Source organism: Cellulomonas sp. Leaf334 (assembly GCF_001424195.1).
GTDB lineage: Bacteria > Actinomycetota > Actinomycetes > Actinomycetales > Cellulomonadaceae > Cellulomonas.
In genome coordinates, this window is sequence record NZ_LMOO01000007.1 from 192,284 (window position 1) to 212,589 (window position 20,306).

Annotated in this window: 17 protein-coding genes and 1 other RNA gene; 8 read left to right on the forward strand and 10 right to left on the reverse strand. The window is 66.3% G+C overall.

The annotated features are described in order from the left end of the window. Positions 1-8 precede the first annotated feature (8 nt). Positions 9-1,619, reverse strand: coding sequence for a nuclease-related domain-containing DEAD/DEAH box helicase (locus ASF78_RS17295; RefSeq protein WP_056592359.1), 1,611 nt, complete (start codon positions 1,617-1,619; stop codon positions 9-11). Beyond that, positions 1,589-6,253, reverse strand: coding sequence for a DEAD/DEAH box helicase (locus tag ASF78_RS17300; RefSeq protein ID WP_056592361.1), 4,665 nt, complete (start codon positions 6,251-6,253; stop codon positions 1,589-1,591). The genes ASF78_RS17295 and ASF78_RS17300 overlap by 31 nt, the downstream gene beginning before the upstream one ends. Before the next feature lie 360 nt (positions 6,254-6,613). Between ASF78_RS17300 and ASF78_RS17305 the strand changes: the two genes are divergently transcribed. Further along, positions 6,614-7,780, forward strand: coding sequence for a DNA cytosine methyltransferase (locus ASF78_RS17305; protein ID WP_200940641.1), 1,167 nt, complete (start codon positions 6,614-6,616; stop codon positions 7,778-7,780). Here the strand turns inward: ASF78_RS17305 and ASF78_RS17310 are convergent. Next, positions 7,743-8,666 (reverse strand): NaeI family type II restriction endonuclease, encoded by a 924-nt coding sequence (locus ASF78_RS17310; RefSeq protein WP_162243373.1) that lies wholly within the window; start codon positions 8,664-8,666, stop codon positions 7,743-7,745. The genes ASF78_RS17305 and ASF78_RS17310 overlap by 38 nt on opposite strands. Positions 8,667-8,715: 49 nt before the next feature. Between ASF78_RS17310 and ASF78_RS17315 the strand changes: the two genes are divergently transcribed. Together ASF78_RS17315 and ASF78_RS17320 are read left to right on the forward strand one after the other, a co-directional pair. Further along, on the forward strand, positions 8,716-9,123 hold the full coding sequence (locus ASF78_RS17315) for a very short patch repair endonuclease (RefSeq protein ID WP_056592370.1): 408 nt from the start codon (positions 8,716-8,718) through the stop codon (positions 9,121-9,123). Between the two features lie 457 nt (positions 9,124-9,580). After that, complete coding sequence (locus ASF78_RS17320) at positions 9,581-10,573, forward strand: DUF4238 domain-containing protein (protein ID WP_056592373.1); 993 nt, start codon at positions 9,581-9,583, stop codon at positions 10,571-10,573. 64 nt (positions 10,574-10,637) lie between these two features. Here ASF78_RS17320 and ASF78_RS17325 read toward each other — a convergent pair whose 3' ends face one another. Then, positions 10,638-11,318, reverse strand: coding sequence for a hypothetical protein (locus ASF78_RS17325; RefSeq protein WP_056592376.1), 681 nt, complete (start codon positions 11,316-11,318; stop codon positions 10,638-10,640). A 291-nt stretch (positions 11,319-11,609) separates the two neighbouring features. Between ASF78_RS17325 and ASF78_RS17330 the strand changes: the two genes are divergently transcribed. Next, complete coding sequence (locus ASF78_RS17330) at positions 11,610-11,960, forward strand: hypothetical protein (RefSeq protein ID WP_156374214.1); 351 nt, start codon at positions 11,610-11,612, stop codon at positions 11,958-11,960. 108 nt (positions 11,961-12,068) lie between these two features. On the opposite strand, the gene ASF78_RS17335 is transcribed toward ASF78_RS17330, so the two are convergent. From ASF78_RS17335 to ASF78_RS17355, 6 genes are all read right to left on the reverse strand, one after another. Next, entirely contained in the window at positions 12,069-12,650 is a 582-nt protein-coding gene (locus ASF78_RS17335; protein ID WP_056592384.1) for a hypothetical protein, read from the reverse strand. A 1,211-nt stretch (positions 12,651-13,861) separates the two neighbouring features. Next, positions 13,862-14,572: a site-specific integrase gene (locus tag ASF78_RS17340; protein ID WP_162243374.1), complete on the reverse strand. Its 711-nt coding sequence runs from the start codon at positions 14,570-14,572 to the stop codon at positions 13,862-13,864. A 93-nt stretch (positions 14,573-14,665) separates the two neighbouring features. Then, the gene (locus ASF78_RS17345; RefSeq protein ID WP_056592390.1) at positions 14,666-15,055 is read right to left on the reverse strand and encodes a hypothetical protein; all 390 of its coding nucleotides are present in this window, start codon (positions 15,053-15,055) and stop codon (positions 14,666-14,668) included. A gap of 76 nt (positions 15,056-15,131) precedes the next feature. Continuing rightward, positions 15,132-15,498, reverse strand: a transfer-messenger RNA (tmRNA) gene (ssrA, locus tag ASF78_RS22080). 78 nt (positions 15,499-15,576) lie between these two features. Then, entirely contained in the window at positions 15,577-16,725 is a 1,149-nt protein-coding gene (locus tag ASF78_RS17350; RefSeq protein WP_056592393.1) for a S1C family serine protease, read from the reverse strand. Positions 16,726-16,959: 234 nt separating this feature from the next. Further along, the gene (locus ASF78_RS17355; protein ID WP_056592396.1) at positions 16,960-18,015 is read right to left on the reverse strand and encodes an ATP-dependent DNA ligase; all 1,056 of its coding nucleotides are present in this window, start codon (positions 18,013-18,015) and stop codon (positions 16,960-16,962) included. A 275-nt stretch (positions 18,016-18,290) separates the two neighbouring features. Between ASF78_RS17355 and ASF78_RS17360 the strand changes: the two genes are divergently transcribed. From ASF78_RS17360 to ASF78_RS17375, 4 genes are all read left to right on the forward strand, one after another. Beyond that, positions 18,291-18,590, forward strand: coding sequence for a hypothetical protein (locus tag ASF78_RS17360; protein WP_056592399.1), 300 nt, complete (start codon positions 18,291-18,293; stop codon positions 18,588-18,590). Further along, complete coding sequence (locus ASF78_RS17365) at positions 18,587-19,321, forward strand: hypothetical protein (protein ID WP_156374215.1); 735 nt, start codon at positions 18,587-18,589, stop codon at positions 19,319-19,321. The genes ASF78_RS17360 and ASF78_RS17365 overlap by 4 nt, the downstream gene beginning before the upstream one ends. Positions 19,322-19,515: 194 nt before the next feature. Further along, complete coding sequence (locus tag ASF78_RS17370; protein WP_056592405.1) at positions 19,516-19,977, forward strand: hypothetical protein; 462 nt, start codon at positions 19,516-19,518, stop codon at positions 19,975-19,977. Positions 19,978-19,979: 2 nt separating this feature from the next. Next, positions 19,980-20,303, forward strand: coding sequence for a contact-dependent growth inhibition system immunity protein (locus tag ASF78_RS17375; protein WP_056592408.1), 324 nt, complete (start codon positions 19,980-19,982; stop codon positions 20,301-20,303). The last annotated feature ends 3 nt before the right edge of the window (positions 20,304-20,306 follow it).

Consider the following 20,306-nt stretch of genomic DNA (forward strand, 5'->3'; position numbering starts at 1 on the left):
CTCGGGTCTCACTGCTTGCCTCCGTTTGCCGAGGAGAGTTGGGCCCACGCGCGAGGGCCCACCGCAATCCACAATGAGACGCGCGGTCTCGTCATGGCGACGTAGAGCCGGGCCATGGCAAGGTCGCTCTCAACCTCGTCGACGTCGACGACGAGCACGTGCGCCGCTTCAAGTCCTTTGAAACCTCGGGTCGTGACGAGTCGGGCAGCCCCCGCCGGTCCTGAGGTCGAACTCCGCCCGGGCTGATCGGTGAGAGCGCCCCGCGAGTAGGCCTTGGTCTGGACCGCCGAGCTCGCGCTCTCTGTGTCGCGAAGCGTTACGACGACAACCTCGGAGAGGTCGATCTCCTCCTGCCGGAGCCGCTTCAGACGGGCGTCGAGGAGTGCGGCTGTATCCGTGTCGCTGTGGGGCTGCACGTACTCGACCGCCGGCCCTGCTCCGGCCTTGGCCACGCCGAGGTCTGCTCCGGTGATGAGTTGAGTCTGCTGCACGATCGCCGACGTGTTCCTGCAGTTGTACGGCAGCTGGAATTGCGCGGCGGTGGATCCGAGTTCATCGAACGTCTGGCGGTCGAACACGCCGTCCACGTTCGCCTGGTTGTTCGGGTCGCAGAAGAGCCGCCACCGGCCCTCCCGGATCCCATCCGTCACCAACTCGTCGAGCTGCAGGCAGTCGTCGGTGTTGAGGATGTCTTGCGCCTCGTCGACGAGGACGACGTCGTACGGACCGCGCCCATTGGTCCGGGACCACTCGATGCAGTCGACGGATGTGTCGGCCAACGATCGCGACATCATGTCCATGACGCCGGACGAGCGGCATGTCAGGAGGACCGTCTCACCTCGGAGTGCAGCGCGACGGGCCGATTCGACCGCGAGAAGTGTCTTGCCGGAACCCGCGCCGCCCGTGCAGAGGAGGCGAGGGTTCACCTCTGCGCCTCGGAGCATGTCGTACTGGGCTGCTGCCAGTTGGACGAAGTCGGTTTCGAACGCGCTCGCGAGAAGGGATAAGCGTGGTACGCGATCGAAGTCGGGGCGGAGCGCCTTGACGAGGTCCTGGTACTGAGACCGGCCCACAGTGTGCCGGGAGCGGTCTCGCCAATGGCGCGCGGCCGCGGTGAGCCCGGCTCCGAGTGCCGCGACGGTCATCGAGCCGGGCCCGAGGTGCTCCGCCGGCTCCCACTCGAGGTCGGGCGCGAGCGCCTGGTCAGGCGTGATCACCACGGATCCGAACGCCACGCTGAGCCCAGGGATCCTCCGTTGTAGGTCCGCCTCGATAGCGAACATGGCGGTCCGGGCCTGCTCGAACGGCCCTTCGCGCTTCTCGTGGACCTCCCCGTATCGATCGGTGAAGGTCCACAGCCCGTCACGGCGGGCGAGGCGGCCACCCTTGATCTCGAGCACCAGAACTACGTCGTTGAGGACGATTAGGAAGTCGATCTCCGACATCCGTTTGTACTCGTGCCGCGGCAGATGGACGGAGTAGAAGCACGTCGCCGGCTCACCCAGATCGACCTGCTCGACCAGGCGCGCGACGCGCAGCTCGGCTGCCGACTCGATGTTGCCGAAACGCGCGACGGGCGGAACGAGTTTCAGTTGGACCCACCGCCTTGAACGTTCCACAGGTAGTCGAACTCGTTGTAGGCGAGCTGCTCACCGAAGACGTTGAACGTATCCGCGACATTGACGACGAGACATTCCGGCTCGCCGCCATTTGCGGGCCCACGCAGACCTCGTCCGACCATTTGGATGTAGGCATTCGGACTGAATGTCGGCCTCGCTATGTAGAGGGCTCTGACCTTCGGGGCATCGAATCCCTGCGTGAGTACGTCGCAGTTCGTGAGGACACGTACGTCCCCTCGGCGGAAGTCCTCGATCGCCCGACGTCGCTCCAACATGGGAGTCGCCCCGCTCACGGCTGCTGAGCTGATGCCATTGACCCGGAGCAGCACCGAGAGTATTTGCGCCGAGAGGACCGATGACGTGAAGACAAGTATTGGCCAGGCCGGAGGTCTCCTCGCGATGTCTTCCATCAATCGGACCGTCCTCGCCCGGTCCTGGCCGATTCGGGCCAAAACGGTCTTGGGAATGTCCTTGAACTCCGCGAAATTCTTCTTCTCGGGGTCGTCCAGGACGTACGCCGACCCGGGCAGAACGGCGTGCTCGACTCGAGCCAGTACCTCGAGCCGACGAAGTTCGTCGTACGGGTCGTCCCCCAACGCATTCAGCACCGTGCCACCGAATCGTGCCGCCAGACTCTGATTGGCCTTCTCACCTCTGCCCTTGAACGGGGTCGCAGTCAGCCCGAGGAATGGGCGTGCAGTGCTCCGCTGCTCGATTCCGAGCCAGCGGAGCGTGGCCGTGATGTCAGTGCCCGTTGCGCCGTGCGCCTCATCGAGGACGATGATCGCAGGTTGCCGAAGCCACTCGTACTCGTCCTTCTCTCGGACAACGGCAAGCTCGGCGTCGGTGGCAACGATCACGCTCGCGTCGATGTCACTCGCCCCGAGCTGATTGCCTTTCCATAGTCTGCCCACTCGGAGCGGACGGTCACCGAACTGCCGCCACACCTCCATCCACGTCTGCACCCCTTGCTCACACAACTCATCCGACTGCGCAATCCAAAGGACCGGTTCGCTGAAGTCCCGGGCGACCATAGATCGCACGAGCGCCTCCACCGTCACCCGGGTTTTCCCGGCACCGGTTGGAAGGTAGAGCATCGCCCGTCTTGGGCTCTGGCTCGGCTTCGCGAGGTCTCTGATCTGTGACGCAAGGACCTCCTGGTAGTCATGGAGCGGCTTGAGGTTCGGTGGTCCTTGAACGACCTCTTCGGGTTCACGTCGACTCCCGCGCTCGCCGGCGAACTCTGCGGCGAACCCCAGCGACCGCACGAAGGCGATCGCTGGAGGCGACCCCGCCCACCGTTCAGGCACGGAGTATCCGAACGTTTCCAACTCGCGCCGCAAGTGTTTCAGGACGTCGTAGCCGTGGATGTGGATGAGGAGCTCCGCGACGTCCACGGTCTCCGACGGCCCCGGCATCGTTGCGACCGTCGCGATCAACCCCGCTGGGACCTTGGCTTCGAGCACCGACGATGGAAGGAGCGCGCGCAGCTTCGCAGGCGGGTTCCGCTCGGAGCGGCACAAGGCCTTCGCAGTCTCGATCCGCTCGGTGTCTGCCTCGTGCAACACGCGTGAGATCGCCGACGAGTCAAGATCGAGGCCGTAGTGGCTCGAGATGAGTTCGAGAAGGCGCTCTTCGTCGAGATTCGCGTCGAAGTAGATCGTGCGCCCGCTGACCGCGAACACCTCTGGCGTGCTGGCCGTCCCGTCAGGCAGGGTGACGACGCGTTCGACGGTTGAGCACGCGATGAGCTCGACGAGATCCAGTCGCGCGGCGCCATGATCTTTGAGCCGCCGGAACCTGTCGAGCAGAACGACCGCCTCACTTGGGTTTTCGGCGACGATGTCTACGCTCAACTTTGATGAGGCCGGAAGACAGCCCCAGGCCTCACAGATGGAAGCCGCAGACTCAATGTCTGTGAAGGTCACAAACGGTAGGTGCTGTTCGCGCAGCGCAGTTGCCTCGTCATTGCTCGCGGCGAGCATCAGCTCACCAGGAGGGACGCTGTCGTAGCCATCCCCTCGCACGGCGGGTAGGGCGAGGGGCACTTCGCCGACCGGAAGCCGCCTCCAGGCTTCGAGCAAGAGTTCTCCGAGCTCGCCGGGAGCGCCGCCGCTGGGCAGTCGATGAAGGAACTCGCGCCAGAGGTCGACGGACATTGATTCCCGCCGGGCGAGACCGGGAATCTTGGCAGCCGTGCGCCACGTGGCGACTGGCAGCAGTCGACCGAGGTCTTGGAGTTCTGGGTGGAGTGCACGCCGTGCTTCGCGCGGGCCCCACGTCGTGTCCACCAAGCCGTAGGTCTCGACAGCCCACAGGTGCGGCGCCAGCACGGTCTTCGACGGAAACTTGCTTCCCTGGCCCTGCCGAAGGGTCCATTGGTCGGGCGCGTCGAGCGACAGGAGCTTGCGGCTCCAGGTGACGCGCGAGCTCTCGTCGGCCGAGTCGGCGAACAAGCGGAGCATGTGAAGCGGCGCCGGACCCCTCTCCTCCACGAACGACAAGGTCTGTGGCTCAGGACGTCCGCGAGCGGGAAGGTCGGCCAGGTACGCCGCCCGCTGCAGGCGTCGGTAGTCGAGCAGCGCCAGGTCCTGTCCGGCGACCTCGGTGATGGCCGGCTCCGCCACAACACCAATCACGCGCAGGACCTGGAGGTGTGGACGGTGGAAGGCGTCGTCGAGCACCAAGGCGTCGTCGAGCGGCGCGACCTCTCCTGCGACGACGACGGTCCCCACGGCGTGCCACTGCCCGTCGCGAGCCAGAACCTGCAGGGCCAAGCCCTTCTTGACATGGGCGACCAGGATCTCGTCGGCGTCCTTGGGAGCCACCTCCTTGACCACGCCCCAGAACGCACTCCATTCGGCGGTGCCCCACCGGAGGGTGGCCGTGCTCGCAAGGGTCCGAAGCTCCTCGGTCGGGTCCACGTCCCTGAAGCCCCGCCCACGCAGCCACTCCTGAACGAGTGGCAACTCCAGGAAGGACGACCGTACAAGACGGATGCCGGCGGACGCGCTGAGAGGTGTCCCCTTGAGAAACACGTGACTCGACTCGTCGAGTCTTGACAGGTTCCCCACGCTGTCCGGGATGACCGCCGCGGTCTCCATGTCACGGAACGTGGCCTCGTCACTGACTGACATGGCCACGCGCAGCGCTGCCGCACAGGATTGGTCAGATCCAGCTTCGACCACGTGCTCGAGCCATCTGCTGGCGCCCAGTTCACGTGGGATGGCGCGATCAGCATCCCCCCGGACAAGCCGACGTAGCCGAGCTTGGCGCGTCGCGCCCTGGTAGCAGGACCAGTGAGGGAAGTCGACGGGGCGATCGGGGGCATCACTCCACAGCCGGAAGCTCTCGAGATCGAGACGCAGGTCGAAGTTGGCGTATTGGAGAGCATCGGGCGCGCGCAGAACTCCGTCCATGTCGGGGATGCAGGGTGTCTGACTCGCGCGGTCGGGAATTGTGGACGTCAATCGACGGTCGGCGAAGTTGTCGGTTTCACGCCCTCGGGCCGGCAGATAGTCGAAGTGTCGGGCGGGATCCGCCGGCGTAGATAGGTGCGGCAGGGCCGCCACGACGAGATCGGTCACGACCTCGAGGAGCTCGTCGTTGAACTTCCCAGGCTGGAGGTTGGTCCGATCATCGTTGATGTGCCACGGCGCATTGTGGATGCCACGGGTGGAGGTCGAATCCGCCAGGGGGAAGAACGCCCAGAAACGGCCCAACTCGCGAGTTGTGTCGAGCGGAGCGGCGTAGGTGACGGTGACCTCCGGGCGTCCGATCGCCTGACCGACCTCGGCGAGCGCCTCGGCTGTGGGTCGGTGGCTCTGCTGCCAAACCATCCATTCACTCGAGGCATCGGCTGCATCAATCAGCCGGTAGCGATGGTCACCCTGGTCCTCACACCGGAACTCGAGGATGTCGTCGTCGTCGTGGAGGCGGATCCCGAGCGTTTCGACGAAGGGGGCGAAGAGGAGGAACTCCCGTGGAAATTGTTCGAGATCCTTGACCAGTCGGCCCGCGTCACCGACGAGGGGCAGCCGAACGATCGTCTGCGCCCACTGCCCGAGTTCGGACAGAACGGGGTCCTTGCCGACCTCGGCGACGGCATCCACCACCGTCGGCAGTCGAAGTACGGGGTACATGTGTGCGGCTGGCGCGATCTCGCTGAGTTCCCGCTTGCTCTGCACGGCATCGAAACCGAATGACACCGACCTGCTCAGGATCATGGGGGTGTCGGTCACCCCCAGCACAGACTTGAAGCCGAGCCCGAAGCGTCCCATCTCATCTCCGCGTTTGTCGCTGAGATAGGCATGGCAGACGGCTGTGAGCCCTTCCTCCGAGAACGGTGCACCCTCGTTCGCGCAGTAGAGTGCGCCACCGCGGAGGTGGAGCTCGACCCGGCCACGTCGGCCCGACCGGCGCAACGCATCTCCCGCGTTCTGAACCAGTTCGAGGATCTGCCGGTTCGCGTATCCGCCGGTACGGAAGCTGTCCTCCTGGCGCCCGTGCTCACCGACGAGTACGGGATTCGAGCGGTACGCACCCAATGCGCGTTGTCGGTGATCGGCGATCCACTTCACGAGCCCCGGATCCGTCGGCTCCCACTGCTCTGCACTGGACACGTTCTCCATCATGTAGCAGCCGTCCGACAGAAGCCCAAGACTTCACACATTCAGTCCCGGCCCCGGGTCAAGTGCGTGTGTTTGTCCGTTCGCCCTCCGACGCGAAGCGGCTCTCGGCTTCGCCCTTCGGCCGATCACTCGTGTTTCAGCACAGACTTGCTTGCGTCCACCAACGGGTCTGAGGACGGCCACGACAGGACCCCGGGGCGCTCCTACAGAGCATCCGCAGGGGCATGCGTCGCCCAATCGCAACCCGGTCAAGCTCCGCGGCCGTTGAGCGATGCGTCAGTCGGTCCCACCACAGACTCGGGAACATGACCGCACGAGCGAGTCCAACACGGAGTGTCAGTTGGTCGCCGTACGATCACCCACATGACCGGCATCCCCATGATCGACCTCTTCGCAGGCTGCGGTGGCATGACTCAGGGGTTCGTCGAGGAGGGTTTCGATCCTCTCCTGGCCGTCGAGTGGGACAGGGCGGCCGCCGCGACGTACGCCGCGAATTTTGGGGAAGACCACGTCATCGCTGGCGACATCGCCGACGTGCCCACGAAGGAGATCCCGAGGGCCCGCGTCATCATCGGCGGGCCGCCGTGCCAAGGCTTCAGCAACCTCGGGCTCAAGGACATCACCGATCCGCGAAACCAGTTGTGGCGCGAGTACCTCCGCTTCGTCAGTGCAGCGAACCCCGAGGTCTTCGTGATCGAGAACGTGGATCGGTTCTCGAAGAGCCCGGAGTTCCAGATGCTGCTCTCCGAGCAGGACCACGGGACGCTTAAGGATTACGACCTGACGCACGCCGTGCTCAACGCTGCCGACTATGGCGTCGCCCAGCGAAGGAAGCGAACCATCGTCATTGGGTCTCGGATCGGCCGGATCGAGATGCCAGCCCCGACTCACGCGCAGCGGCCCGCCGAGGGAAGCGCGCTCAAGCCGTGGCGGACGTTGCGTGACGTGATCGGTCACCTCCCGGCGAAGCCCGCGTCGACCGAGCTCCCCACGGGCGCAGACCGGAAGCGCGACTTCAACGGCGAGACGATGCCCGGCCCGTTCACGGAGCTCGACCTTCACATCAAGCGGAACCCGCGGGACGAGAGCCTTGAGCGCTACTCGTTCGTCCCGCCGGGTGGTGGCCGATTCGATCTGCCGTACAAACTTCAGTCTCGCTGCTGGCAGGACAAGCCCACGGGGACGACCGACGTCATGGGCAGAGGTCGCTGGGATGCCCCGTCCGTGACAATCCGTACTGAGTTCTACAAGCCTGAAAAGGGTCAGTACCTGCATCCACAGTGGGAGCCAGCGCCAGTTCAAAACCACGGCTACGAGGGCGCGGTCAAGGGCGACCCCGATCGCAGCGTCGACCGCGTGATCACGCACTACGAGGCGTCCCTCATTCAGGACTTTCCCAAGGACTTCAAGTGGGTCGGAACGAAGATCCAGATCGCGCGTCAGATCGGGAACGCCGTGCCTAGTGGTCTGGCACGTGCGATCGCCCGTCAGATTAGGCCGTTTCTGGACGGACGAGTGCCTCCGGCGTAAGCGCCACCCATGCGTCGCCGGAGATGTCGAACCCGCGCGACGTTGCGAGCTCGAGATCTTCGCGCCAGGTTCCGCAAAGGAGCGTCAGGCCGTGCCGCCCGGCGACAAGGGGCTTGGCCTGACGCGCGCGACGCATCGGATCCCGGTTGCCGGCGCACACGGTCTCGATCGAAGACCGCGGCATAATGACATTGGGCAGATACCCGAACAGTGCGGTGAGGCGTTCTGTCTGACCAGCACGGGGAGCGAAGACGACGTCGAGCTGGGGCTGGGTCAGCCGCTTGAGAGGCTCTGGCGGAAGTGGCGTCCAATCGAGAATGGGCAGGGCATATTGTACGAGGGCCGCACTGACGACCCCCCGTTTCCCATCCTTGTTGGCGCCATCACGAAGCCACGCGCGGTGCGTCCGCATGAGGAACGCGCGGTGGCGCGCGCCTGCGGGGTCCACCTGGACGAGTAGGCAGATCTCGCACTGGCCCTCGGTCGGGATCATCCAGTTCGATCGCACGGTCGCCTTCAGCTCGACCGGGATCCCCAGGATGGTCGTGTCGAGCGGGGGCTCCTTCACCAGATTGAGCTCGTTGAGGATCCGGTATTGCAACTTGGTGCCCACGGAAGCCCGCTCGTCCGAGTCGACGTCTGGGCTCATGAGGTCGAACCGCCCCGTTCGGGATCCGTCCAGGACGTACCTGATGGCGTCGTCAACCGCACGGGTGAATGCGCGCTCGACCGGCGAAAGTGCCAGCCAGGCGTAGACCTGCTGGAGTTCGTCGTCATGGTCAGGGGCGGTGAGGTCGTGCGCTTCCCGGACCCGACCAGGACGCGGGTCGGGCGTGCAGACGTCGCCAGGTGCAGGCAGCGGCGGCTTCGGTGCGGAGTCTGTCACGGCACGGACGCTAGCGGACCTGCTGGTGCAGCACTGCACGATAGACGCCATGAGGACGGACGCTGCGACCAGCGCTCGGATGGCCCGAGTTCGCAATCGCGACACCGCTGCTGAGCTCGCGGTTCGCAAGGAGCTTCATCGGCGCGGGCGCCGATACTTCGTCCAGCGTGCAGTCTTGCCCGGCAGGCGCAGAGCAGACGTCGTGTTCCCGCGGGCGAAGGTGGCCGTCTTCGTGGATGGGTGCTTCTGGCACTCGTGTCCTGAGCATGCAACGAGTCCGAAGGCGAACGCCGCCTGGTGGGCAGACAAGCTCGCGCGGAATGTCGCCCGCGATCGGCAGACCGACGCGGACCTTCGGACCGCCGGGTGGAGCGTCGTTCGGGTGTGGGAGCACCAGTCGGCGTCGGACGCCGCAGACACGATCGAAGCCGCCTTGTGGGACGCGCTCTCCAGCTGAGCCCAGGTGCCGCCGTGAAGACGCGCGCCGACGGCTATCGTCTCGGTCGCGCCCGCCTCCTTCGCTGAGGACCTCTGCAAATACCGAACGAATGGCAGGCTCAACGCATTCGACACGAAGGATGACCTCAGCGTCGAGATCGGTGAAGCACTCTTCGACGTGCTCGGCGACAGCCGCGTCCGAACGGATGAGAAGGAGGAGCCCGTGTGGTTGCCGTTCTCGAACGCTGATTGCTATCGATGTCGAACTACAGCACCTCGCGAAGCTCATCGTCCAGATGTCGGCCGCCGCCCGTGGTCCACCTTCGCGACCGTAGCGGCCGGCCAGTGCACACACATCACAAGGTGATGCTCTCGCCGATTAACTCTCATGGGTGCCGGCGCTCTGCGAGCATCGCTTCGTGACAAGGGCCAGCGCAGACGACAGGTCCCGATCGACCCCGGCCCGGCGACACCACGTGGTGTCGAAGTTCTACCTGCGGTACTTCGCAGACGAGCGCCAGCAGGTCAGGACCGTCATGCTGCCCGGCGACCGGTCGTTCAATCAGAGCATCCGCGACGCTTCCGTCAACACCGACTTCTACACCGTCGTCGACAAGAAGGGGCAGGAGTCGGATGCGGTAGAGCAGGCTCTGGCGGAGTTGGAGGGACTGGCGGCGCCAGCGTGGAGGGCGATGGCCGACGGCGTGTGGCCACTGCCGGAGGAGCATCGGGTCGCGATGGCGGGCTGGCTGGCTCTGCAACTCCTGCGAGGTACCAGTATGCGGGACTCGATGAGCGAGATCGCGTCTCACGCCCTGCTGCTCGAAGTCATCCTCGGCGGACGCGAACGACTGCGTCGGGCGCTGACCGAGGCAGGCCAAACAGCCGACGACGCGACGGTGGACCGCGAGTGGGTGGACTTGTTCAAGGACCCCCCGCGTGCACGGGTCCATGCCAACCATCACATGCAGCAGCTCGGGCAGATGCTGCCGCGTGTCACCCAGTCACTTCTAGATCGCTGCTGGCTTCTGACCGTTTTCCAGCGCAAGGCACTCGCGACCAGCGACCACCCCGTCTACGTCGTCCCAAACCACGACATGACGGTGGTCGGAATGGGAACCGGCATCGCGACCGCGACGGTCATTCATGCTCCACTCACGCGGCGCCACTCGTTGGCGATGTACGACCCATCAGCCGTTCCGCCCGCCCTCGCGGACCTCGGCGACTCCTCCTTCCCCGGCGTTGCCGCGACTGCGCTGTACAGCAACTCCTGCACGGTGAACAGCGCGCGAAGGTTCCTGTTCCACCATCCCGACGACACACCATTGACCGGGATCGACCTCCACGGGCCGCGAGAGCGAGAGGTCGCCGTGCATGCACAGCTATGGGGGTGGCTCCGCGAGGATGATCGTCAGGTGTTGGTGGACGTCGGTTTCGGCCCGGGTGACCTCGACGCACTCCTCGCGTAGGAAGGCCGGCCAGATTTGGCCGCATCGATTCGCAGCCAACGTTGAAAGGCAGCAGGCAGCCGACTCAAAGTCCGTCGACGCCAGGAAAGTCGTCAGCACCGCCCCATGAGATGGGAAGCGACTCGACCCACGCCACATCCCCACCCCAGCTCGCCAGGGTCGCGAACGCGTCATCCTTCACGCGTTGGTTCGCGGACAAGAGGAACGCGACCGCCTCGCGAGGGAACGCCCAGCCCCAGTCCGTCTCGTTCGGTCGGGGCAGGCGCCACTCGCGCTCATGGAGCCACTCACTGCGAGTCCCAAGCTGGTCGACGAAGCGGTTGCCTATACCGATCTCAGGCGGGCCTTCCCAGCCCGGCCAGAGACGAACCCCCATCGACCGCGCCGGCTCGGAGAGGTTCGAGTTCTGCCAGTCCGTCCACTGGTCGCCCCGGACGTAGTAAGCGGGTCCTCCGCCGGCGTCCCAGATGAACTGCTTGTGGAACCCGATGCCCACATTCCGGCCCATGCCGGAGAGAGCTCGACGCGTCGACTGCGTGAAGCATGCAACCGGCCACACCGTGTCGAACGGCTGGCTGTATCTCAGGACCGCGCGATGAAGGATCGACACCACGCGCTCCCACGGCAGGAGGTCTTGGATCTCCTTCGGGACGCCCGGCGACTCCGCGCCGAAGCGGCTTGTGTAGTGAATCAAGAAGTCCGGTAGATCCCGGCTTTGGCGCGTCGCGAGTGGGAGTTGGGGCACGCGTCGAGTGTGCCCGAGCCAAGCCCAGAGGGGCAGACCAGGTTGATCGATCGAGCGGGAACGGGCTGGTTCGGCTTCCGCTTGAGGCGGCGCTTCTTGGAAGCTCCCTGCCGTGCGCCGAACGCACCGCGAGCTGGCGGCGAGGTTTCGACCTGCTCGATCGACAGTTCTCCGCTCTGCCAGAGCGTGTCTCCGTTCTGGTCCGAACTAGGACGCTAGTGGGTGCTCGATCGCGTGAGCGCCGTTCTGTACGTTGCCCGCGCCGAGCGCTCGACTGCCAGGATGCACCCCATGGGACTGAAGCTGCGCAAGGGCGAGAAGATATCGATGAAGGGGCGGAACATCACAGTCACGGACACTGCCTTCGAGTGCTTACCGAGGGTGCGTGACCGGCTCGTCGAGGCTGCCCTGGCTCGCGAGCTCGTCACCTATGGCGAGTTGCGTCAAGAGTTGGAACTGCCCTACCTCGTGCAAGGAATGGGTCGACTCCTGGACCTGCTCTCCGAAGACTGCTTCAGGCGCAATGAGCCGTCTCTTGCGAGCATCGTGGTCAATGCCTCGACCGGTGAGGTCGGCGATGACTTCGACGGTGACCCTGCAGCCGAAAGAGAGCGGGTCTTCGACCGCAAGCACTGGTCGTAGCGGTCGGAGCCCCGTCCTGGCCGGCGCCATAGGTGACCGTGGTACGCCGGGCGTAACCCGGCAGTCGCACGTTTCGTCGCTGCATGGTTAGGCCATCCCCGTGGCCGCTCATCTACCCGCTTGGACCATCTCGTTCATGGTGAAGCCGTACGTCGCGCCGAGGAAGAAGCTCAGAGGCGGGTATGCCACGACGTAGTCATGGATGTCGGAGACGTCCCAGATCTCCGTGTGCACCTGCGCGAACAACTTGTCGCGGTCGTCCCAGAGCGTCGGTCCAAAGAGGAGCTCTTCGAGGGCGGTGTCGATCTCGGTCCGGGTGCTCATTTGAATCACCCACCAGGCGCTGATCGTTCGCCCTGGTCCGCGCCAGCCGCAGTGCCGCATCTCTGCCTTGTCTTCCGCGTCGAGCTGCGGGAGCTCGTACTGCTGTCGCATCCGGTTTCCCGGCACCATCGCCCAGACAGCGGACTGCCCGAACTCGTCGGTCGAGGTCCGGAACATGACGAAGAGACCCGTGTCTGGACGGCTCAGCACGACCCGTAACCCTGGGTCTCTGCTCTTGCGGAGCTGACGGACCCACTTTCGGATAACAGGTTCGGGATCGCTGTCCGCGAAGCCGTCGAGTTGCGCGAGAACCTCGTGTGTGGGCTCCGAGGGATGTCCGAGGATCCCCTTGATCGGCGAGATCACGCTGGGGAACCGTGGTTCGGCTGTAGTCGAAGGTGTTGCGGGCACGCTCTTCCATCGGCATGTCGCGGCGGCGGTGTGAGGCAGATCCGCTGCTGCGTCCAGTGTCGGGGCCACACCGCGTGGTCGACGGCCCATCTGTCCTTCGCGTGCCCGCCAGCCGAGGATGCGGCCAGGGCGACTCCGTGAGGTCGTCGGGCGAGCCGGGGGCGGGCAGTCGATCGGTGCTGCGGACTGCTACGGCGCGGGCGGCAGTTGGCTGCTCACGCGGGCCAGGCGACCGGGGGCTCCTGGTGGGCGCAGCACGGAGGCCTCAGGAACAGGCTTTGCGCCGGGACACGCAGTCACGTGCACTCCTTCGAAGGTGATCGTGACGGGGCGTCCGCATCCTCGGCCCAATCACGCCCGACCGTCTCAGCGTGGTGATGGGCGAGTCCACGGGTGACAACCGAAGTGGGGTCGTTCACTTCGGTGGGGGGTCAGCGAGCGTGATCGTCGCGTCGTCGCTGTCCCACAGGTACCACCGGGTGACGCGGCCTTTGAACAGCCCGCGGCTGGAGGGCTGGTCTGCCGCCAGTGAACATCCGCGCGCGCCATCGCGCCCGCCGCCGTCGGCCGCTCGCGCGTTGCTCGGTGTCGGTCGGGCGCCGGGCTGCTTTGCGGCTGCGCCACGCGGCGGTCCTGCGGTGGCTCTCTTGGGCCGCGCAAGACAGTTTCGGCGCGCGGGGGCCCAATCGCTGGCCCTTGCACCCTGATCAGGAGAGCCAAGCATCGATTGGGTCTGGGCGAGCAGCACGTGGTCCGGGACCGGACATCGCGGGGCGTCGTCGTTCGCCTGTGTATGCGGCGAGATGTTTCCCGAGATGTTTCCCGCAGGGCCAAAGAGAGAAGGTCAGGGGCTTGATAGGATGAGCAGAAGCCCCTGACCTGCGCTTTCACTGTCGGGCTGACAGGATTTGAACCTGCGACCCCTTGACCCCCAGTCGGATACGCGATCAGCACTCGGGGACGCGTTTGCCTCGTGCACGAGCCCCGCACGTAGCCGGCCCCAATGTGTCTGAGGATTCCCGTAGCGACGCGCTTCGGTCCGCTCGCTTCTCGCTGGCATCCGCGGGCGCCTTCGGAAGGTTCGTAACCTGCACGAACTGCCGCAGGCGGCCAGTGGCGAACGTCGTTCTTCTGCGCGACACGGCAGAGGTCAATGGTTGTGCGCGTCACGCCCTGATGCTCCTCGAGTCCGAGGGGAGACTGAGCCCGCCGAGCGCCCGCCCTGCTGCCGCCGCGGCAGCGGCCTGCTGGTCCGGCAAGAGGTGGGCATAGGTCTCCGTTGTGGTGGTAATGGACTCGTGACCTAGTCGGCGCTGTAGGACGAACAAGTCCGTGCCGGCCGCGATCATCCACGACGCGTGCGTGTGCCGGAGGTCGTGCACTCGCGGACGTCTCGTAAGCCGTGGAGCGTCAAGGTCCGGCGTGCCGTCGTCGCGCAGCGGCTGGGTCGCAGCATCTAGCGCTGGCGTCCAGGTCGTAGTCCAGAATCGCGACGAGGAGATCTGCTGACCCACGGTGTTTGTGAAGAGGAGACCGTCCGCGGTCTTGCCTGCAGCCAAAGGCATCAGCACGTCAACCAATTCGTCCGGAAGTGAGACTGTACGACGTGCTCGTTTGGTCTTCGGTGGCCCCACGTACCAGTGACGATCGCCATCACGTTTCCACGCCTTCGTGACGCGCAGCGTCGGCGGGCTGGCGAAGAGGTCGAGGTCGCCAGGGGTCAGCGCGGTTGCTTCGCCCCACCGCAGGCCCGTCGCGACGAGCAGCAGGACCAATGGCTGGTAGTGAGGCTGGACGTGCGAGAGCAGCAGAGCGAACTCGCCGCGTGTCAGCACGGTCATCTCGTCCTGCGTCAGTTGCGACTTGGGGAGCTGCACGCCGACGCAAGGGTTGTCCGTGCGGTACCCAAGCCGGACCGCCGTCGACATCGACGCAGAGAGCAGTCCGTGGATGTTCGCAATTGTCTTGGGCTACAGGCCACTGGCGCTAAGCGAGCGAACCCATCCGGCGACGTGCCGGTAGGTGATCACGGCGACCGGATACGACCCTAACGTCGGCGCGATGTGGCGGCGAAGCTGCGTGCGGTAGCTCGCACGGGTGTCCGGACCCACGGCGGTCAGCAGGTCAACGTGCTCCGAGACCACCTCGACAACGGAGGGGCCGTGATGCCGCACGGCGTCAGCGATCTGGGCGGCCTCGTCAGTGTGCCCACCGGTCACCTCGAGGAGGTGCTTCGCGACGCGCGCGTCGTTCTCGTCGTCGTACGTCAGCGAGCTCTGCCGCTTCGTCTCAGGGTCCCTCCACAGCACTGCGTACGACCGTGTGCCGTCAGCCCGTATCCGCTCCCTGATGGAGGCCATAGACACGAAAATAGCCCCTCGTGTCAACGAGAGGCTACTTCCTGTCAACATGACCATGCGTTACCGCAGGTCAGAGCGGTGGAGGTGGCGGGAATCGAACCCGCGTCCGGTGACGCAGTACCAGGGATTCTCCGGGTGCAGCCTGCTGTGATTTTCTCGGCCCCCACGGTCACACAGGCAAGCCGTGGACGGGCCCAGTCAGCTAAAAGTCCCGGCAACCCCACTGACGAGGATTACCAGCAGTGGCTCTCTAGATGACGCTGGTTACTGAGTCGAGAGCGTACTCAGGCCAACGGACTTCGGGACTCGCTCAGGCGGCGAGGGCGAAGTCGGTGCGGTTTGTATTGGCACCTATTGTTTTGCACGGAGCGTTGACGAGATAACCGTGCGTCCTCGACCCGCTTCTCCTGGTTCGACGATCACCGTCGAAACCGATCACCCCCATGTTCAGTTTTCAAGCACCAGCCGAAGCTGACTCGACCAGCCTACCTCCCAACGGGAGGCTGGTCGTGCTCATTCCCTCAGTCGGCCGGTCCGGCGATGAGGGTGACGGGCGCGGAGGTGGAGGCTCCGGTGGCGGCAACGGTCCAGGTCAGCGTCACGGTGTCGCCGGGTGAGTGCGTGTCCAGGAGGTCGGAGAGCGACGCGGCTGATGGCACCGGCACTCCGTCGACCGCGGTGATGACGTCGCCGGCAGCGAGACCGGACGACGCAGCCGGGGTTCCCTCGAGCACGCCCGCGACGGAACCGTCCGAACCCAGCGAGATCCCCAGGAACGCCGGGTACCCGATGGTCACGGTGTCGGAGGCGATGCCGGACTGGATCTGGTGCGCGATGACCAGGGCATCCTCGATGTCGATCGCGTAGGCGACGGTCTCGACGGTCCCGCTCGATGCGGCGGTCGTCATGCCGATCACCTCGCCCTCGTCGTCGAACACCGGGCCGCCCGAGTCCCCCGGCACCACGGCGGCGGAGAACTGGATGAGCCCGTCGAGCGTCTCGGGGGTCGAGCCGTTCGACGATGCCGTCATCGTCTGGTCCAGTGCCGTCACGCTGCCCAGAGCCGCGAGCAGGTCGCCGCCGCCTTCTGAGTTGCCGACTGCGGTCACGGCGTCGCCGACAGCCACACCGGCGTCGTCGTCCAACGCCACGGTGGCCAGCCCGGTCGCGTCCTGGAGCTGGAGCAGCGCGACGTCCGACGAAGCGTCCGTGCCGACGACGATGGCCGTGTACACAGCGCCGGTCGACTCGATCGTCACCTCGATGGAGGTCGAGCCCTCGATCACGTGGTTGTTGGTGAGCACCAGGCCGTCCGACGTCAGCACCATGCCCGTGCCGGCGGACTGCGCGTCCTGGTAGCCGAGCGTGCTGGTGATCGTCACGACGCCCACCTGCTGGTCGGCGGTCGCCGCGGTGGCAGTCGATTGGCCAGAGCCCCACGACGGCGGGACGAACGACGGGACCTGCTCCTCGGTCGACGGTGGCGCGTACGCCGCGCCCTCGATCGCCGACGTGGCTGCGGTGTCGGTGGCCGGCGACGCCAGCGCCGCCGCGACCAGACCGCCGCTGACTCCTCCGGCGAGCAGTCCGAGGGCGAGCGCCCCGCCCGCGGCACCGAACGCGACCCCGCGTCGAACGACGGCGACATCTCCCGACGAATCGGCGGACATCGGTGACGATGACGATGTCGAGTCGGTCGACAGAACCGCCGCCTCCGCACTCGAACCGCCCTGCACCGACCCCTCCGACGCGCCTGGCCCTTCGACCGGAGTGCTCGACGTCCTCGAAACCTCGTCCATGACCAGAACCTCCCCGACAGCTCCCGGGTGGCGCCGTCAAGGAAGAGACAACAGCCCGGACCCGGGAGGTCGCTGGAGCGAACCCATGCGCAACCTGTGGACCGGTCAGAGGGTCGCGAGCACGTCCTTCAACGAGTACGACACGGGCTCCTCGAGCTGCTCGAAGGTGCACGACGTCGGCGTGCGGTCGGGCCGCCAGCGGCGGAACTGCGCGGTGTGCCGGAACCGCACACCCTCCATGTGGTCGTACGCGACCTCCACGACGAGCGACGGCTCGAGCGGCACGAACGACAGGTCCTTCCCCGCCGACCACCGGCTCCCCGCCGCCTCCCGAGGTGTGCGGGCCATCGCGGAGTAGTCCCACGGGTGCCCTTCCAGCGGCACGACCAGCGGAGCGAGCTCGGTCACCAGCTCCTTGCGTCGCGCCATCGGGAACGACGCCGCGACACCGACGGACGCCAGGACCCCGTCGTCGTTGTACAGCCCCAGAAGCAACGACCCGACGGCGTCGTCGCCGGACTTGTGCGGCCGGTACCCGGCGATCACGCAGTCGGCGGTCCGTTCGTGCTTGATCTTCTGCATCGTGCGCTTGCCGGGCTCGTAGAGACCGTCAGGGTCCTTGGCGACGATCCCGTCGAGCCCCGCGCCCTCGAACTGCGAGAACCACTGCGAAGCGACGTCCAACGAGGAGGTCTGCGCCGTGATCGAGATCGGGCCACCCGGCGAAACCATGGACGACAGCACCCCGCGCCGCTCCGAGAACGGCAACGACGTCAGGTCGTCGTCCCCCAGCGCGAGCACGTCGAAGAGCACCAGCAGCGCGGGTGTCTCCACGGACAGCAGCCGCACGCGCGACTCCGCGGGGTGGACCCGCTGCAGGAGCGCCTCGAAGTCGAGACCGCTGTGCGACGAGGACGGCACGATGATCTCGCCGTCGACGACGCAGCGGTCAGGGAGGTACGCCAGGACAGCCTCCACGACCTCCGGGAAGTACCGCTGCATCGGCTTGGTGTTCCGCGACCCGATCTCCACGGAGTCGCCGTCGCGGAACACGATCGCCCGGAACCCGTCCCACTTGGGCTCGTAGAGCTTTCCCGCGGGGATCTTGGGCGCCGACTTGGAGAGCATCGGGTCGACGGGCGGCATCACGGGCAGCTGCATGCCGCCAGTCTGGCTGTCCAGCGCCGGAGCGGCCAGCGTCGCGCTAGTAGCGTGTCGCGCGGACAGTCCCGAATCGCCCCGCGGCCGTTCCGACGCCACTAACGTCCTGCACATCGCCCGGCCGGAACCTAGGAGATCGCGATGACAGCAGCGCACGACGCGGTCGTGCGGTTGCGTTGATCGAGGCGCAGCTCGATCCGACCCGGTGAGCGCCGCGCGGTAACGGCAGCAGTGAGATGAGGACGATGCAGCGAGCATGGGCCAGTCCTGGGGAGGTGCCCGAGAACACCGGCGTCGGGCGCCAGATCGCAGCCCTTCGCAGCTTCGTGGCCGGCTCCATCACCGGAGCGGAGCTGGAGAGCGTGTGGTTCGCTGGTCGACGCCTCGCGATGGCTCAGGGTGAACGCGTCCGCCAGCCGTTCGAACGCATGCTGGACGACGTCTTCTTCATCCTGGAGGACGAATACTGCGGAGATCCTGCGCTGCGCGGTCCGGAGGACCTCTCGGACGGCGCGATGCAGGTTCGGCTCGAGTCGGAGCTCGACCGGCTCGCTGCGCTGGATGGACCCCCATGAGCAAGCATGTGACGCTCTGGGGCGACGAGTTCGCGCCCATCACGTCGCGCATGGGCTTCCTGCGTGCATCTCTCGACGACGTCGTCGACGGTCTTGTCACGTGGCGCCGCGCCATCCACGGTGTGGCGCGGGTGGAACCACTGGCCGGTGGGCTGCGCGATCACGTCCTGGCGCTGGAGCCCCTGACGTCCGCCGTGCGTCCTCGTGAGCTGGTGGTGGCGACGGCCAACCCGGAGTGGACCGCGATCGTCGACTGCGGGTACCCGTACGGCGACCCCATCTCTCGGATCGGGCACCTGGCCAGGACCATGCTCGTCCAGGGCCTGGCGGTGGCGTCGGTCCCCAGCTCGCCGGAAGCACCCGGGCGACCGGCTCGGCGGGCGTGCCGGCAGTTCGAGATGTTCGGCCCGGTCACGACCGACTTCCTGAACTACGTCCGCACCATCTCGCTGGTGCAGTACGCGAAGAGCTGGAGGTTCGACGCGAACGGCGTCGTCCAGGACTTCGAGGACGTGGCGGCGTACGAGAACCGTCGGACCGCCGAGCGGTTCACGGCGGCGATGCTCGTCGACTACTGCGCGGAGCTGGGCCTGAGACCCTTCGACGGCGACTTCTACCCGGGACCGAGCGCCCTCGTGCGCAGCCCCGCGGTCTCACCGCCGGGCTCTCTCGTGCTCAGCCTGCGCAAAGCCCAGGAACGGTCCGGGATCGTGCCTGGAGCCCCGCGATGACCGCCGACCTGGCGATCGCGGCACTGCCCAAAGACGTCGACGGCGACGCACGCGACGCTGCACACTGGCGGACGCTCCCCCGCACGTCAGAGACCTGCTGACGCCCGCTCTGGCGCTGGGAGCGGGATGGGGCGACCGGCGCCTCTCTGTCTGGGACGAGGTCGACGCGTGCTTGCCCTGAGTGTGCCGCCGTCATGAGCGACCGTCCCGAGGTGGATCTTCACGCGTTCAGCGACCTGGGCGTCTTCCTGCGCCCGGACGGACCGCCCGACCCTCGTCCGTACCTGGGGGCGACGGTGACGGCGTCGATGTTCGCCTCCGTCATGGCCTTCGTGGCTCCCCCGTTCGTCGAGTACCGAGGCGGCGTGTTCCTCGGCTTCGCCTGCAACCGGCCGGTCGTCGACGACTGGTTCGACCGACTCGGTGTCGTCGCGGACGTCGAGCGGATCGTGAACCACGTCCACGTGTGGGACCTCCTGCCGAGCAGGGGATTCACCGAGGCGGAGGCGCGCGGACTGGTGGAGCCCATCGCGTCGTTCTGGCGGATCGCCCTCCGGGACGCGTATCCCGACCGCGAGCTCGTCGTCCAGACCGACGTCGACGGCTCGTACGGACCGGAGCTGACGTTCTTCCAGGCCGCACGGGAAGGTGAGTGAGCATGGGCGAGCGCCACGGCAAGAGCCGACCGCGTCGTGAGGATCCGATCAGCTACTTCGGAGCCGCCTACTTCCACCAGGACTACGACCTCGAGGCGAGCGAGCCGCTCGGAGTCGTCCGAAACTTCGCCGGCAGCGTCAATGAGGAGACGATCAGTTCCCTGCGGCGAGAGATCGTCCGCCTGCTCGCGGACGCGCAGGACGAGGACGCCCTTGCCCACCGCTGGATCAACGAGGCCGACTCCTACTACGACCCGCGCGACGACGGGATCTCGCTCCGGGACTGGTTCGAGTCGGTCGTGCGGGTCCTGGACGGGCGAGAGTAGGCG

Bases quoted from the DNA above. Each gene is read 5' to 3' on its own strand.
- ASF78_RS17330 (WP_156374214.1), top strand. From the start codon at position 11,610: ATGGGACTGAAGCTGCGCAAGGGCGAGAAGATATCGATGAAGGGGCGG.
- ASF78_RS17375 (WP_056592408.1), top strand. From the start codon at position 19,980: ATGGGCGAGCGCCACGGCAAGAGCCGACCGCGTCGTGAGGATCCGATC.
- ASF78_RS17300 (WP_056592361.1), bottom strand. From the start codon at position 6,253: ATGATGGAGAACGTGTCCAGTGCAGAGCAGTGGGAGCCGACGGATCCG.
- ASF78_RS17370 (WP_056592405.1), top strand. From the start codon at position 19,516: ATGAGCGACCGTCCCGAGGTGGATCTTCACGCGTTCAGCGACCTGGGC.
- ASF78_RS17305 (WP_200940641.1), top strand. From the start codon at position 6,614: ATGACCGGCATCCCCATGATCGACCTCTTCGCAGGCTGCGGTGGCATG.
- ASF78_RS17365 (WP_156374215.1), top strand. From the start codon at position 18,587: ATGAGCAAGCATGTGACGCTCTGGGGCGACGAGTTCGCGCCCATCACG.
- ASF78_RS17345 (WP_056592390.1), bottom strand. From the start codon at position 15,055: ATGGCCTCCATCAGGGAGCGGATACGGGCTGACGGCACACGGTCGTAC.
- ASF78_RS17355 (WP_056592396.1), bottom strand. From the start codon at position 18,015: ATGCAGCTGCCCGTGATGCCGCCCGTCGACCCGATGCTCTCCAAGTCG.
- ASF78_RS17315 (WP_056592370.1), top strand. From the start codon at position 8,716: ATGAGGACGGACGCTGCGACCAGCGCTCGGATGGCCCGAGTTCGCAAT.
- ASF78_RS17350 (WP_056592393.1), bottom strand. From the start codon at position 16,725: ATGTCCGCCGATTCGTCGGGAGATGTCGCCGTCGTTCGACGCGGGGTC.